Genomic DNA, 14,345 nt, shown 5'->3' on the forward strand with positions numbered 1-14,345 from the left:
AGATGGCGAACATGATCATGTAGCCGGTGTGAATGTCATTGATGGACTTGTAGTAGTCGAACACCCAGCCGCCGATCTTGGTCATGACCACGCCACCCAGGCCGCCCGCCATGCCGCCGATGCCGACTACGGAGGCCACGGTCTTCTGCGGGAACATGTCGGAAACGGTGGTGAAGATGTTGCAAGACCACGCCTGGTGCGCGGACGCCCCGATGCCGATCAACAGCACGGGTACCCAAAAGCTGATATAGCCCAGTGGTTGCGCCAGCAGCACCAGCAGCGGGAACAGCGCAATCACCAGCATGGCTTTCATTCGGCCGTCATAAGGCTTGTCACCGCGGGCCATGAAGTAGCTCGGGAACCAGCCACCGCCAATGCTGCCGACCATGGTCATGCTGTACAGCACGAACAGCGGAATCACGATGGCCGAGCCTTTCATGCCGTACTGCGCTGACAGGTACGTCGGCAGCCAGAACAGGAAAAACCACCACACGCCGTCGGTCATGAACTTGCCGAAGGCGAACGCCCAAGTCTGACGGTAGGTGAGCAGTTTGAACCAGGAGACTTTCCTGGCAGGCGCACCCGGAACCGGGTCAGCCATGACCTGCTCGGCCTCGTCACTGCGGATGTAGGCCAGTTCTTCGGCGGTCAAGCGTTTTTGCTGATCCGGCTTTTCGTACAGTGCCATCCACAAGCCCAGCCAGACGAAACCCAGCAGGCCGATCACGATGAACGCTGATTCCCAGCCCCATATCGCAGCGATCAGCGGCACACAGATGGGCGCCGCGATTGCGCCGACGTTGGCGCCGGAGTTGAAGATGCCGGTGGCAAACGAGCGTTCTTTCTTCGGGAAGTATTCGGCGGTGGCCTTGATCGCGATCGGGAAGTTGCCGGCCTCGCCAATCGCCAGGACGGCCCGTGACAGCATGAAGCCAGCGATGGACACCGGGATCGCCGCGAAACCCAACGCGGTAGTGATCGCACCAATGCCTTGCCCCAGCGGCACCGCAAACGCGTGCATCACCGCGCCGGTGGACCAGACGCCAATGGCCACCACGTAAGCGGTTTTGGTGCCGATCCTGTCGACCACGCGGCCGGCAAAAATCATCGCGATCGCATAGACGAACTGAAACATCGAGGCGATGTTGGCATAGTCGGTGTTGCTCCAGCCAAATTGCGTGGACAGATCCGGGGCCAGCAGGCTGAGCACCTGGCGATCCAGGTAATTGACCGTGGTCGCGAAAAACAGCAGCGCGCAGATCGTCCAGCGGTATTTACCGACGGACCGGGTAGCCGCCTGGGTAATGCTTTGCGGATGGGTGGACTCGTTCAGGTTCATGGCATCACTTTTATTCTTGGAGGGATGATGCTCTCTCGACCGTTCTGGCGAGAGCGCACGCGTACGTCTCCGAGGCGCAGGGCCTGGAGTCAGACGTCTAACAAGTGCTCTGCATTGTGGTGCGGATGATGTTTCCCGGCGTACTGCACGTCCCATGGCGGCATGAAGTCAGCGCAGCGCCGATGGACCGGGTGTTCAGGGAGATAAACCAGCAAGTCGAATTCATGAGAGTGACCGACATTTTTATTGTTAGAGGTGACCGACCTTAAATCGTCTGTCGTCGTACAACGCTATAGTTATAGCGAGCGTTTCATCAGGCTGTCAAATCTCTGGAAGAGAACAATGCCGTTACGAGGCCCAAGGGCGTCTTTCGACTCAAGTGGGCGCCCGCGAAAGGCAAGGATTCCTTTGTAGTGCTCTTGTCCAAATCAATTCTGGCGGTAATCTTTCGTGGTTTTCCCAGTCCACCGCTTGAATGCCCGCCTGAAGTTGGTCGGTTCTGAAAAACCCAGCAGCAGTGCGATGTCGTCAGTGCTCATCATCGTAGTCTTCAGGTATTCGATAGCGAGGGAGCAGCGCACATCGTCGACGATGGCCACGAACGATGTTTCTTCATCCTGAAGCTTTCGACGCAGACTGCGAGTGGTCATGTGCAGTGCCTTTGCCACTGTTTCCATGCTTGGAAAAGCTCCTGGCGTCTGCATCATCATCTGATACACCTCGCCTGAGATTCCGGTGGACACCTTAGCCTGGCCGATCAGACGTTCACAGGTTTGCTGAAGAACCGTGGCTGTCAGGCGATGCGCCAGATGGGGTTTTTGGTCGAGAATCGAGCTGTCGTAATGCAGTTCGCATTGGTCATGATCGAAGGTGCAGGGGCAACCCAGATACTCCGGGTAAATATGAGCATGTGCGGGGGCAGGGTACGAAAAGCAGGCTTTGGTAGGAGGGCAGCTCTGGCCGAAAACATCCTGTAGGTGCGTGACGTGCTGGGTGAATTGCTGCTCAATCCAGAATTGTTTTATTTCCTTCGACGGACTTGGCGTCGATGCATCGGGAAAGGTCCAAACCGCTTCGTCTTCATACTCTTGCCATTCGATGGTGAGCGTCGGCGTTGCGAGCGCGTGGTATTTGACCCCCAACTTGAAGTAGTCCCGCAGCGACAGGCAGGACATCAGTGCGTAGCCATACATGCCGTAAGCAGACAAGTGGAGGCGGGCGCCAGTCTTGAACGGCGTTGCAGGGTCCTGGGACAGTAACACCGCGTTGCCACACACAGCGGCGTACTGGCGGACTGAGGTGAGGGTAGTCGCATCCTGGATTTGATCCTCCTCAACGCCACTACCTTTCAGGCTTGCGGCAGCCGGAATGCCTTGCTCGCTTAGCACATCAACCAACGCCGCAATCTTGTACGGGGCGTAGATACGCTCGTTGAACAAGGGCAATTTTCGGGTCATTGATCGCCTCCTTTGAATGTCCTTTAAGGATCTATTACTGTCCGTTGATGATCTTACCGCGCTCTCGAAAACTCAATAAGCTTGACCGCACAACGAGCGGCTGCGAACCAAAACATCGATCGCGCCCGATCCATCAATAAGAACAAGGTCGTCCCCAAATGAATCAGCCGAGCCGAAAGGTCATCATCTCCTGTGCGATCACCGGTGCGACGCATACGCCGTCAATGTCCGAGTATCTCCCGCTCGCGCCTGCCGAAATCCAAGCGCAGTCAATCGAAGCGGCCGAAGCCGGAGCGGCCATTCTGCATCTGCACGCCCGTGATCCCGAAGATGGGCGGCCCACGCCTGATCCTGAGGTTTTCAGTCAATTCGTCCCGGCGATTGCCCGAGCGACCGATGCGATCATCAACATCACCACCGGCGGTAGCACCCGGATGACGCTGGCCCAGCGTCTGGCCTATCCACTCATTGCCAAGCCAGAACTGTGTTCGCTCAACATGGGTTCGATGAATTTCTCGATCCATCCAATCGCCCAAAAGATTTCGTCCTGGACTCATGATTGGGAGCGGGATCATGTCGAAGGCATGGAAGATGTGGTGTTCAAAAATACGTTCAAAGACATCAAGCAGATCATGCAGCAGCTTGGTGAATATGGAACACGGTTCGAGTTTGAATGCTACGACGTAGGGCACCTCTATAACCTCGCCCATTTCGTTGAACAGGGGCTGGTGAATCCGCCACTTTTTATTCAGTCATGCTTCGGGATTCTGGGCGGCCTGGGTGCTGATCCTGAAAACCTTGTGCTCATGCGCACCACCGCCGACCGGCTCTTCGGGCGTGCGAATTACGAGTTCTCCATTCTGGGAGCGGGGCGTCATCAACTGCCCTTTGTGACGATGGGGGCGATCATGGGCGGCAACGTGCGTGTCGGTCTGGAAGACAGCATCTACCTGGCCAAAGGGGTCAAGGCCAAAACCAATGCCGAGCAAGTTCGCAAAGTCCGCCACATCCTGGAAGAGCTTTCATTCGAGATCGCGACCCCGGAGCAGGCCAGGCAAATGCTGGGGCTCAAGGGCAGGCAGAACGTCCACCTGTAATTGCTCAGATGAACCAGAACAACAAGAAGAGGTTTGACGATGACGGTTTCTCTCTCTGCCGCACACACCCACGTGCTCGCGACTCGGCGAGCGATGGTTCGACTGATCCCGTTGATGTGCGCCATCTACTTCATGTCCTATCTGGACAGGACCAACGTCGCGCTGGCCAAGGCTGCGCTCAATGCCGACCTGGGCATCAGTGCGGCGGCGTTCGGGCTTGGTGCCGGAATATTCTTCATCGGCTACGCGCTGCTTGAGGTGCCGAGCAATTTGCTCGCACACCGCATCGGGCCCAGGCGCTGGATCGCCAGAATTGCCGTGACGTGGGGCGCGTTGTCTTCGGCGATGATGTTCGTTCAGGGCGAATGGTCGTTCTATCTGCTTCGGGTCCTGTTGGGCATCGCCGAGGCCGGGCTGTTTCCGGCACTGATGTACATGGTGACCTTGTGGTTTGCGCCCAAGGATCGTGGCATCGCCATCGGCTGGATTTATATCGCACCCGCGCTGGCGTTGGTCATTGGCAATCCCATCGGTGGAGCGTTGATGCGCATGGATGGGATTGGCGGGTTGCATGGCTGGCAGTGGATGTTTCTGCTGGAAGGGCTGCCGAGCATCGTGGTCGGGGTGATCCTCTGGTTCAATCTGCCTGAGCGGCCGCGCGATGCACGCTGGCTGACTCGGGCCGAAGCCGAGTCCCTGGAGACGCAGGCCTTACTGCCTGGGCATGCGAACGCCCATGAGTACGGCGGCCATTGGGTAAAAGCGCTGACTCGACCAACCACCATCCTGATTGGCCTGATTTACTTCCTGAACCAGGTTGCGTTCGTTGGGCTGGTTTTCTTCACGCCCTCGATCATCCAGCAGATGCAGATTACCTCGCCTCTGACGGTCGGGCTGTTGTCCAGCAGTGTGGGCATCGGCTTCCTGGCAGGGGTTTTGATCCTGCCGAGAATTCACCGCAAGCTTGATCGCGACACCTACTGTCTGAGCCTTTTCACAGGCGGTCTGATCTTGAGTTCGGTCGCATTCACCCTGATCGATGACGCCTCCGCGCGCATCGCGTTATTCACTGCAACGTCATTCTTCGCCGGGGGCGTGCTGCCAACCTATTGGGCAATTGCGATGAAGCGACTTCAGGGCATCGAAGCGGCAGCTGGACTGGCGTTCATCAATACGCTCGGGCTGCTCGGCGGGTTTGTCGGGCCTTTTCTGTTCGGCCTTGCCGAGAAAGCGTCAGGCCTGAGTTCTTCCGGTTTTTTTGTGATCGTGGCGGCTGCTGTACTCGGGCTACTGCTCGTACCCTTACTGGGAATGGCCATCAATGCAGAAGGTGGTCGTCCGTTCGCTAACAAGCCTGTCATTGATGGTGGGGAAGCTCTGTGAAACTCGTTGATTTACTCAAGCCGGCTGCGAATCTGAAAGTCGTGATAACGGGCGGCGCCGCTGGAATTGGAGCGGTCATCGCCAAGGCCTTTCATGAAATCGAAGCACAGGTTTACATCTGCGACATCGATGCCGGTGCCATAGAACGTATGAAGCTCGACCACCCCGGAATGCACGGCGCAGTGGCGGATGTCGGTATCAAGCAGCATGTCGACCGGCTCATGGAGGAAGCGATATCGACACTGGGGGGCCTGGACGTTTTGGTAAACAACGCGGGAATCGCAGGTCCGACGGGAAACATCGAGGATCTGGAAGCGGAGGAGTGGGAGAACACTGTTTCGACCAATCTCAATAGCCAGTATTACGTCTTGCGCAAAGCGATTCCGTTCCTGAAGCAGTCAAAACAGAATCCGCACATCATCGCAATGTCGTCAGTGGCGGGGCGTCTGGGCTATCCATTCAGAACCCCTTACGCCTCGACCAAGTGGGCGATCATAGGACTCATGAAGTCACTCGCCGGCGAACTGGGCCCGGACAACATTCGGGTCAACGCCATTCTTCCGGGCGTGGTTGCGGGTGAGCGTATGAACCGGGTAATTGATGCCCGCGCACAGACCTTGGGCATCGAGTTCGAAGCCATGCGTGACCAGTACCTGGAAAAGATCTCGCTACGCCGAATGGTGACCATGGAAGACATCGCGGCCATGGCGCTCTTTCTGTCTTCTCAGGCGGCGGCGAATATTAGCGGCCAGGCCATCAGCGTGGACGGGAACGTGGAATATCTCTAATAACTTCACTGAAGCGCGAAGGCGGAAAACACCTGTTTAAAAGAGACTGATCGTGGTCGGTGTTCTAGCCAATGTTCGCTTCCGGACCAATCGCTGCCAGGCACGGCCGCCTGCAATCGGCAGGGCGGGTGTTGCTCCAATTGCTGAAGCAGCAATTGCTCACGACAGGGCATACCAGACTGACCCAGCCGATCAGGTGTCTGCCGTATAAGTACCACTGCTGATCTGTAAAGGCTTTGCCCTGAGCGAGTAATGGTTCGCCGTTCGATGTGATCGAGTCGCTCAAAGTTATGTTTTGCAGTTATTTTATTTAGGGTGAATAAAATTGACCCTTGGGTGAAAAGGCTTCGTTTGTCAGGTTGGTGCCAGCTCGCGACCATAGGCCAGCCACGACAATAACGAGAGGTTAGCCCCATGGAATCTGTACTGAAGCTCCAACCAAGCCCTACCGGTAAAGAACGGATCTCGATTTACCAGCCAGAGCAGGAAGGTCTCATCTTCCCAGAAATGCCAGATTTCAAAAGCTTTGAAGAAGAGCGCCAATACCGCAAGAAACACTTGGTCGCCGCCTGCCGTGCTTTTGCCGCCCACAGTCTGGACTACGGCTTTGCCGGTCACCTCACAGTTCGCGATCCGGAGTTTCCTGAGCTGTACTGGACAAATCCGATGTGCGTTCACTTCTCCAAAGTGAAAATGTCGAACCTGATTCTGGCTGACCACAAAGGCAAAGTGGTTCAGGGTGAATACGCCATCAACCGTGCGGGGTTCGTGCTGCATGCCGCCGTCCACGAAGAGCATCAGGATATCGTTGCGATGTGCCACGCGCACACCATCTACGGTGGTGCCTGGGCAGCGACCGGCCGTCCGTTGCTGCCGATCACTCAGGACGCCGCGGTCTTCTTCGAAGATCACGTTGTTATCACTGCCGAGGCTGGCGCGGTGGCAGTAGAAACGAAAGCAGGTAACTCGGTGTGCGGGTCATTCAAGGATGTTCGAGCCGCGATCCACCAAAACCATGGTCTATTGACTGCCAGCCGTCACAGCATAGACGAGGCGGCTTTCTGGTTCATTGCACTGGAGCGCTGCTGCCAGCAGCAGCTGCTGATCGAAGCTTCCGGTATCGAGCCGAAACTCGTCACCCCAGAGCGCGCTCGTTACAGCCGTGAGAATGTCGGCAGCCCGTTCATTGGCTGGCTGCACTTCCAGGCCCTGTACGACAAGATTGCAGCTGATCAGCCCGATATGTTTTCTTGACATACCCCGAGACGCTGTCGTTCCAGGCAGCGTTTCACTCTTCTCTCGATCTTCGCACTCATCTTAAAAATAATTCTTTGCAGATTGCCTGAAGCGCTGAATGCTTCGTGCGCGGCTGAAAAAGGCTTGTACTGCATCGGATTGCTTTGGTTTGCGCAGCGGCATCTGTCTGCTGATGCCGAAGTGCATCGTAAACTGTTGATGACCCCTCGGATCATGCGGCGGGGATCTGCTTCATGATCCACTCTTTGAACCGCTCTATTTTACGGCTCCCCTTCATTGCCGTCCGATAGCACAAGAAGTGCATCTCCTGTTTGAGCGGGGGCTTCCAGCCTTCCAGGATGATCAGCGTCCCGTTGCTGAGCTCGGTTTCGGCCAGGCGTGTAGATTCCAATGCAATGCCCAGACCGTCGGCAGCAGCCGAAAGAACCAATGCCGCTCGATCAAATGACAACCCGCGAAGATTTGCCCGGTGGGGAACCCCCTCATGTTCAAACCAATCGCTCCAGCGGACGGGGCTCAATTGGGAGTCTATGAGTGAGCCTGGCTTGAGCGTATCGACGTTCTGCATTTGCGTGGCGTTGAAGAACTGTGGAGAGCTCATTGGCACGATCAGCTCTGTGCCCAGCGGCTCCACGGTCACGCCGATGCGGTCGATGGGTGCGCCGTAAGTGATCGCGACGTCGATCTCTTCGTGCCGTGTCAGCTCTGGGGCTATCGCACTGGAGGTGAGATGAATGTAAAGAGGGTTTGGCTCGCTCATGAGTCGGCCAAGGCGGGGTGACAACCACTTCGCGGCAAAGCTCGGGGCGCAGTGAACAGAAAGACCCAATTGTTCTGCGTTGGGCATCCAGGGAGAAAGCGACTCTTCCAGTCCATCAAGGGCCTTTGTCAGTCTTCGCGCCAGAGCGCGCCCCTTGACTGTCAGTTCGACCGAACGTGGATGTCTGACGAAAAGTTCCACGTTCAAGACGGCTTCCAGATTCCGAATCTGGTGGCTGACTGCGGAAGGGGAGATATGCAGCTCGTCTGAGGCAGCAGCAAAGCTTTCCAGGCGCGCCGCCGCTTCAAATGCGCGTATGGATGCAAAGTTAGGAATTCTTCTCATTATTAATTGGCCGAGGCTGAATCTAATTCAACCTTGGGTTAATAGGCTTCGTTTGTCAATGGACGAAGGGGAGAGGAATATCGACGCCACAATAACAATGAAGAGGGGTTAGCCATGGATCCTTTGCTGCAAATCGAGCCCGCCTTTAATGGGCACAAACGAGTCTCTATCTACCAGCCTGAGCAACCAGGTCTCATATTTCCTGAAATACCTGATTTCAAAAGTTTTGAAGAAGAACGGCAATATCGTAAAAAACATTTGGTAGCAGCGTGTCGAGCATTTGCGGAGCACAATCTCGATTATGGGTTTGCCGGTCATTTGACAGTACGGGATCCAGAATTCCCGGAACTCTATTGGACTAACCCGATGGCGGTTCACTTCTCAAAGGTTAGGGTTTCAAATCTGATACTTGCCGATCATCAAGGCAAGGTTGTCGAGGGTGATTACGCTATTAACCGCGCAGGGTTTGTGCTTCATGCTGCTGTGCACGGCGAGCACCCTGACATTGTGGCCATGTGTCACGCCCACACCATTTATGGTGGCGCTTGGGCGGCCACGGGAAGGCCGCTTCCGCCGATCTCTCAGGATGCTGCCGTTTTCTATGAGGATCATGTCGTGATCACTGCAGAGGCTGGAGCAGTAGCGGTGGAAACCAAAGCTGGGAATTCCGTTGCCAGCTACTTCAAGGACGTGCGCGCTGCTATTCACCAGAACCATGGATTGCTGACTGCAAGCCGTCACAGCATCGATGAAGCTGCGTTCTGGTTTATCGCACTGGAGCGCTGCTGCCAGCAGCAACTGCTCATTGAAGCCACTGGCATCACCCCGAAATTAGTGACGCCCGAGCGGGCACGATACAGCCGGGAAAACGTGGGTAGCCCCTTCATTGGCTGGCTCCATTTCCAGCCGCTGTACGAGCGGATCGCAGCAGAGCAACCTGACATGTTCACCTGATGCTCGGAGGGCGCTGTCGCTATGGCCGCGCCACCGAACCGCAATGCCAATCGGCCTGACAATAACAACAAGCGTGCGGAGAACCACTCATGTCAAATACCATTGAGGCGGGTTATGCGGCTGGCGCCACCAGTGCACAGTCGAACCTATATGCAAAAGTGACACTTAGACTCATCCCGTTTCTTTTCATGTGTTACGTCTTCGCCTATCTGGATCGGGTTAACGTTGGATTTGCGAAGCTTCAAATGCTGGACGAGTTAGGCTTTAGTGAAACAGTTTATGGTCTGGGCGCGGGCGTATTCTTTTTTGGTTATTTTCTCTTTGAAGTGCCCAGTAACGTCATGTTGCACAAAGTGGGTGCTCGGCGCTGGATTGCCCGAATAATGATTACATGGGGCTTTCTATCGGCTTGCATGATGTTCGTGCACACGCCAACTATGTTCTACATTGTTCGGTTCTTCCTAGGGGTTGCAGAGGCGGGGTTTTTCCCGGGAATCATTCTGTACCTTACTTATTGGTTCCCACCATCACGTCGCGGGAAAATTACTGCAATGTTCATGACCGGTATTCCTATGGCGGGTGTCATAGGGGGGCCGTTGTCAGGCTGGATCATGGCAACTACCCATGGCTGGCATGGGTACTCGGCCTGGCAATGGCTGTTTTTCCTGGAGGCGCTGCCCTCCATCATTACAGGCATCGCAGTGCTGTTTTATCTGCAGGACAAAATCGACGATGCCCATTGGTTGAGTGCCAGTGACAAAGAGACGCTCAAGCAGAACCTTGCGAACGAAACCGGGCCTGCGGAAGTGCATTCGATGTTCGGAGCGTTTCGCAATCGCAGGGTCTGGGTACTCAGTGCAGGCTATTTCGGCTTCATGATGGGCCTGTACGGCATCAGCTTCTGGTTACCCTCACTGATCAAGAGCTCGGGGATTCAGAACCCGTCTACCGTGGCATTGCTGACGACCATTCCCTATGCCTGCGCGACATTGACGATGATTTTCACTGGCCGCAGCGCTGACAAACACAGGGAGCGGCGCTGGCACGCTGCTGTGCCTGCCTTGCTGGGAGGGCTGGGGTTGGTCTTGAGTACCATGACCATTGGCAACCCGATGGTATCGCTTGCGTTCCTGTCGCTGGCGACCATGGGGATCATCACGGGGCTGTGTCAGTTCTGGTGCTTGCCGCCAGCGTTTTTGAGTGGTGTCGCGGCAGCTGCGGGTATCGCGATGATTAATTCGGTCGGTAACCTGGCGGGATTCATCAGTCCATACATGATCGGCTGGGTGAAGGACATGACAGCCTCCACCAACATTGCCCTTTATTGCATCGCGGGCTCGTTGGTGTTTGCAGCGTGCATCTGTTTGAAAATGCCAAAGTCAGTGGTCAATCGCTAGAAAGCCAATAGGGGTGCCCGGATCTGCGGGCACCTTGGTTTGTCACGTCATCAGCAAGCTGTTGAGCCTTTCAATGAGATTCTCCCTGGCGTGAGTGGTGTGCACGTCCGTGAGTTCACCTGCTGCCGCCACATCTCCCGCGCCGATCGCTTCTGCGATGGCCTCATGCTCGTTCCAGATGGCCTGGCGCTGCTCCGAAGATTGCAATACGGCGCCCATCGCTCTGCGCAGATGCACCCAATACACCTGAGCGCTCTGGGCAATCAGTGGGTTGCCGGATCCTTCGTATATCGCGGTATGGAAGGCTACGTCGGCATCAATCATTTCCTTGATGTTCTTGCCTTGGGACGCCTTTCTGCCGCGCTTGATCACCGAAGGGTCGAGCTGGAATTGCCGAGCCGCCGCCATCTTTGCCGCGAGGTTATCCAGTGCACCGCGGATGAGGTACAGATTGCTGATGTCGTCGGTTGTCAGCGGCGTTACGAGTACACCTCTGCCTGGGGCGTCCTGAATCAGACCGTCCTTCTTCAGCAGGCGCAATGCCTGAAGCACGGGGGACCTGGAAATGTGCATCTGCTCAGCGATTTCTTCCTGAGTGATCCGCGTTCCTGGAGCGAGCGAGCCGTCGCTGATCGCGTCCAGCAGCGCCTTATAGACCTCGTCTACGTAATCCGTGCGCGTCTGCACACGTTTGAGTGTGGTTGTCATGGATTGACCTTGCCGTACACCGGCGTCCCTGATTGTGAGCTGCATTGTCCACGTTCTCCCCAAACGAGCAAATTTTTCCTTGACTTGCTTCGAGTGTAGGTCAAAACTCTGAACTCTGTATACAGAGTTCAGAGTTTCAAATGCAGGATTCAGTAGCCAATAAGAAGGTCAAGACAATGAAGCTTTTCTACGACAAGGACGCAGACGCCAGCCTGATGCAGGATATGCGAGTAGCAATCATCGGTTATGGCGCTCAGGGGCATGCCCATGCGCAGAACCTGCGTGACAGCGGCGTTGACGTCGTCGTCGGCTTGCGCCCGGGTTCCAGTTCAGAGAAGAAGGTCAGTGCTGCCGGCCTCACTTTCCTTCCTATTGACGAAGCGGTTGCACACGCCAACCTGGTGATGATGCTCATTCCGGACGAGCTTATGGCTGACGTGTATCGAAGCGAAGTCGAGCCCTTCCTGAACAAGAACGCGACTCTGGCTTTCGCTCACGGCTTCAACATCCACTATGGCCAGATCACGCCACGCGTGGATCTTGATGTGGTAATGATCGCCCCGAAAGCGCCCGGTCATACTGTGCGGTCCACCTTTGCAGCCGGGCATGGTGTGCCTGCGTTGATCGCTGTCCAGCAGGATCACTCAAAAAGAGCTCGTGACGTTGCGCTCGCGTATGCCTGCGCTATTGGCTGCGGTAAGGCCGGGATCATCGAGACCAACTTCCGTGATGAAACCGAAACCGACCTGTTCGGTGAACAGGCGGTTCTTTGCGGCGGCACGGTAGAGTTGATCAAGCTGGGCTTCGAGACCCTGGTGGAAGGTGGCTACTCACCGGAGCTTGCCTATTTCGAATGTCTGCACGAGTTGAAACTGATCGTCGACCTGATCTACGAGGGCGGCATCGGCAATATGAATTACAGCATTTCCAACAATGCCGAATTCGGCGAATACGTCAGTGGCCCGAAAATCGTGCCGCCTGAAACCAAACACCGGATGCGCGAATTGCTTTCGAGCATCCAGTGCGGGGAATACGCAAAAGCCTTCATTCTGGAAAACAAGGCTGGTAACCCTACCCTCACTGCACGCAGGAACCAGTTGCAGTCTCATCCGATTGAAGTGGTGGGTGAGCGCCTGAGGGACATGATGCCGTGGATCAAAGCCTCGGCATTGGTAGATAAGTCGATCAATTAGAAGTACCCCAGCGTTAAGCAACATTGCGTTCATACAATATGTATACAGAGTTCAGAATACGGGCTCTCGTATTAGACAATAAGCGAGGCAATGCAAAATGACCGAGAAACACGAAAAGCTTGATGAGCAACGTAGTGCTGGCGGCGGTGCGCCCATCCAGAAGAAGTTGATTGCCTATGGCGGCTATTACACCAACAAAATCCCTGACCACGACCCAGAGCTGACAGAGACCGGTCCTGGTACTCCCAGCGGCGAATACCTGCGCCGCTTCTGGCACCCTGTCTGTATGTCTCTGGAACTGACCGATACACCCCGGTTCCTGAAAATTCTGGGAGAAGAGTTGGTGGCGTTTCGTGATGGCAGTGGCCAGATCGGCGTGCTCCACGCGCACTGTTGCCACCGCGGCGCCTCCCTCGAATACGGTGCCATTCAGGAAAAGGGTATCAAGTGCTGCTATCACGGCATGGTGTTCGACGTGGACGGCGCCTGCCTTCACGTACCGTTCCCGGCTGGTGAAGAGAAGGATGGTCAGAAGTACGCCTGCTCTATCCGTCAAGGCGCTTACAAGGCGTTCGAGAGACATGGCCTGGTCTTCGCCTATATGGGTCCACCTGAGGATGAGCCGCCGTTCCCTGAGTGGGAGCAAAACTTCACTGTGATGGACGGCGACGAGTTGGTCCCGTACAGCAACTTCCAGCACTGCAATTGGCTGCAGGTTCAAGACAACGCGGCTGACAACTTCCACCCTACTGCGTTGCACTCGGCGAAGAACGTAGTCGGTGGCAACTTTCAGGGCACCACCTTCGACGAAGTCGGAGCGGCCTCCATGGAAGTCGCGCCTGACATGCAGTTTATCCCGGTGCACCAGGGACGTAGCCTGGCTTGCGCTGGCGCGCGTCGGGTGAACGATGACCGTATGTTCCTGCGTATCCAGCATCAGGTGCTACCGAACCTGAGCTTGCATGCTTACACCTCCGAGGACGGCTCGCAGAAAAAACTCTTCAGTCGTTTTCACATCATTCGTTGGACAGTACCGGTCGATGATGAGAATTCCAAGATGATCGGCTGGCGAGTCATGGGGCCTGGTATCGACACACGTGGGGTCGGTAACAAGGAAATGGTTGGTTACGAGACCATTGACTTCCTGGAAGGCCAGGTGGCCATGCGCCGACCTGAGCGGTTCGGCAAGTACAAGCTCGAAGACCTTCCACCTATCCCGACCAATCATCGTGAGCGTCACGACTACAAGGACGCCCAGTACGCGCCGGGCGACTACGAAGCGATCATCAGCCAGCGGCCAATCGCGGTGCATGCGTTGGAGAATCCAACCAAGTTCGATGCGGGTCTGTATGCCTTCCGAAAAATGTTGCGGGACGCTGTACGCGGGACCAACCCAAGCGCCAGTGCTCAGGGCTTCGCCCAATGGCTGCGCGATCTGAATGGTGAGCCAAACAGCTATTGCACTGGCAACGTATTCAACATGCCCATCGCCGAAACGACGGAGAAGGAAGTTGCCAATCGTCGACGCCTGGCGCGTGAAGCGGTCGCAATCCTGACCAAAGCCGATGGCCTCAAAGGCAAAGAGCGCGAGGTATTCGTGCGCGAGCAGTTTGAGGCCCTCGAACAGAGTTTCAAACCACAATAATAAAAACGAGGCGCCCCGTTCC

At 55.9% G+C, this 14,345-nt stretch carries 12 protein-coding genes; 8 read left to right on the forward strand and 4 right to left on the reverse strand.

Annotated features, from left to right (window positions below; all coding sequences use genetic code 11):
• A partial coding sequence (locus ACRER8_RS00680; protein WP_431744451.1) for an MFS transporter occupies positions 1-1,339 on the reverse strand: 1,339 nt, incomplete at its 3' end.
• Between the two features lie 428 nt (positions 1,340-1,767).
• Complete coding sequence (locus ACRER8_RS00685) at positions 1,768-2,796, reverse strand: AraC family transcriptional regulator (RefSeq protein WP_431744452.1); 1,029 nt, start codon at positions 2,794-2,796, stop codon at positions 1,768-1,770.
• Positions 2,797-2,954: 158 nt separating this feature from the next.
• Between ACRER8_RS00685 and ACRER8_RS00690 the strand changes: the two genes are divergently transcribed.
• From ACRER8_RS00690 to ACRER8_RS00705, 4 genes are all read left to right on the forward strand, one after another.
• Complete coding sequence (locus ACRER8_RS00690) at positions 2,955-3,893, forward strand: 3-keto-5-aminohexanoate cleavage protein (protein WP_431744453.1); 939 nt, start codon at positions 2,955-2,957, stop codon at positions 3,891-3,893.
• A 39-nt stretch (positions 3,894-3,932) separates the two neighbouring features.
• Entirely contained in the window at positions 3,933-5,276 is a 1,344-nt protein-coding gene (locus ACRER8_RS00695) for an MFS transporter (protein ID WP_431744454.1), read from the forward strand.
• A complete protein-coding gene (locus tag ACRER8_RS00700) occupies positions 5,273-6,064 on the forward strand; it encodes an SDR family oxidoreductase (protein ID WP_431744455.1) in 792 nt (263 codons plus the stop codon). Before ACRER8_RS00695 ends, ACRER8_RS00700 begins: the two co-directional genes overlap by 4 nt.
• A gap of 414 nt (positions 6,065-6,478) precedes the next feature.
• Positions 6,479-7,318, forward strand: a complete 840-nt coding sequence (locus tag ACRER8_RS00705; RefSeq protein WP_431744456.1) for a class II aldolase/adducin family protein — start codon at positions 6,479-6,481, stop codon at positions 7,316-7,318.
• 214 nt (positions 7,319-7,532) lie between these two features.
• Here the strand turns inward: ACRER8_RS00705 and ACRER8_RS00710 are convergent, their stop codons facing one another.
• Complete coding sequence (locus tag ACRER8_RS00710; RefSeq protein WP_431744457.1) at positions 7,533-8,426, reverse strand: LysR family transcriptional regulator; 894 nt, start codon at positions 8,424-8,426, stop codon at positions 7,533-7,535.
• A gap of 114 nt (positions 8,427-8,540) precedes the next feature.
• On the opposite strand from ACRER8_RS00710, the gene ACRER8_RS00715 reads away from it, so the two are divergent.
• Positions 8,541-9,380, forward strand: a complete 840-nt coding sequence (locus ACRER8_RS00715; protein WP_431744458.1) for a class II aldolase/adducin family protein — start codon at positions 8,541-8,543, stop codon at positions 9,378-9,380.
• Positions 9,381-9,469: 89 nt separating this feature from the next.
• Complete coding sequence (locus tag ACRER8_RS00720) at positions 9,470-10,777, forward strand: MFS transporter (RefSeq protein ID WP_431744459.1); 1,308 nt, start codon at positions 9,470-9,472, stop codon at positions 10,775-10,777.
• A gap of 42 nt (positions 10,778-10,819) precedes the next feature.
• On the opposite strand, the gene ACRER8_RS00725 is transcribed toward ACRER8_RS00720, so the two are convergent.
• Positions 10,820-11,485 (reverse strand): GntR family transcriptional regulator, encoded by a 666-nt coding sequence (locus tag ACRER8_RS00725; protein WP_431744460.1) that lies wholly within the window; start codon positions 11,483-11,485, stop codon positions 10,820-10,822.
• A gap of 140 nt (positions 11,486-11,625) precedes the next feature.
• Here ACRER8_RS00725 and ilvC point away from each other — a divergent pair, with 140 nt between their 5' ends.
• Both ilvC and ACRER8_RS00735 read left to right on the forward strand, forming a co-directional pair.
• Positions 11,626-12,678 carry a ketol-acid reductoisomerase gene (gene ilvC, locus ACRER8_RS00730; protein WP_431744461.1) on the forward strand — a complete coding sequence of 351 codons (1,053 nt, stop codon included), beginning with the start codon at positions 11,626-11,628 and terminating at the stop codon, positions 12,676-12,678.
• A gap of 97 nt (positions 12,679-12,775) precedes the next feature.
• On the forward strand, positions 12,776-14,323 hold the full coding sequence (locus tag ACRER8_RS00735; RefSeq protein ID WP_431744462.1) for a Rieske 2Fe-2S domain-containing protein: 1,548 nt from the start codon (positions 12,776-12,778) through the stop codon (positions 14,321-14,323).
• Positions 14,324-14,345 lie beyond the last annotated feature (22 nt).

Source organism: Pseudomonas sp. (assembly GCF_050739935.1).
GTDB lineage: Bacteria > Pseudomonadota > Gammaproteobacteria > Pseudomonadales > Pseudomonadaceae > Aquipseudomonas.

Excerpts from the sequence above, each read along its gene's own strand:
- ACRER8_RS00685 (WP_431744452.1), bottom strand. The coding sequence starts at position 2,796 with ATGACCCGAAAATTGCCCTTGTTCAACGAGCGTATCTACGCCCCGTAC.
- ACRER8_RS00690 (WP_431744453.1), top strand. The coding sequence starts at position 2,955 with ATGAATCAGCCGAGCCGAAAGGTCATCATCTCCTGTGCGATCACCGGT.
- ACRER8_RS00710 (WP_431744457.1), bottom strand. The coding sequence starts at position 8,426 with ATGAGAAGAATTCCTAACTTTGCATCCATACGCGCATTTGAAGCGGCG.
- ACRER8_RS00695 (WP_431744454.1), top strand. The coding sequence starts at position 3,933 with ATGACGGTTTCTCTCTCTGCCGCACACACCCACGTGCTCGCGACTCGG.
- ilvC (WP_431744461.1), top strand. The coding sequence starts at position 11,626 with ATGCAGGATTCAGTAGCCAATAAGAAGGTCAAGACAATGAAGCTTTTC.
- ACRER8_RS00735 (WP_431744462.1), top strand. The coding sequence starts at position 12,776 with ATGACCGAGAAACACGAAAAGCTTGATGAGCAACGTAGTGCTGGCGGC.
- ACRER8_RS00715 (WP_431744458.1), top strand. The coding sequence starts at position 8,541 with ATGGATCCTTTGCTGCAAATCGAGCCCGCCTTTAATGGGCACAAACGA.
- ACRER8_RS00720 (WP_431744459.1), top strand. The coding sequence starts at position 9,470 with ATGTCAAATACCATTGAGGCGGGTTATGCGGCTGGCGCCACCAGTGCA.
- ACRER8_RS00705 (WP_431744456.1), top strand. The coding sequence starts at position 6,479 with ATGGAATCTGTACTGAAGCTCCAACCAAGCCCTACCGGTAAAGAACGG.
- ACRER8_RS00725 (WP_431744460.1), bottom strand. The coding sequence starts at position 11,485 with ATGACAACCACACTCAAACGTGTGCAGACGCGCACGGATTACGTAGAC.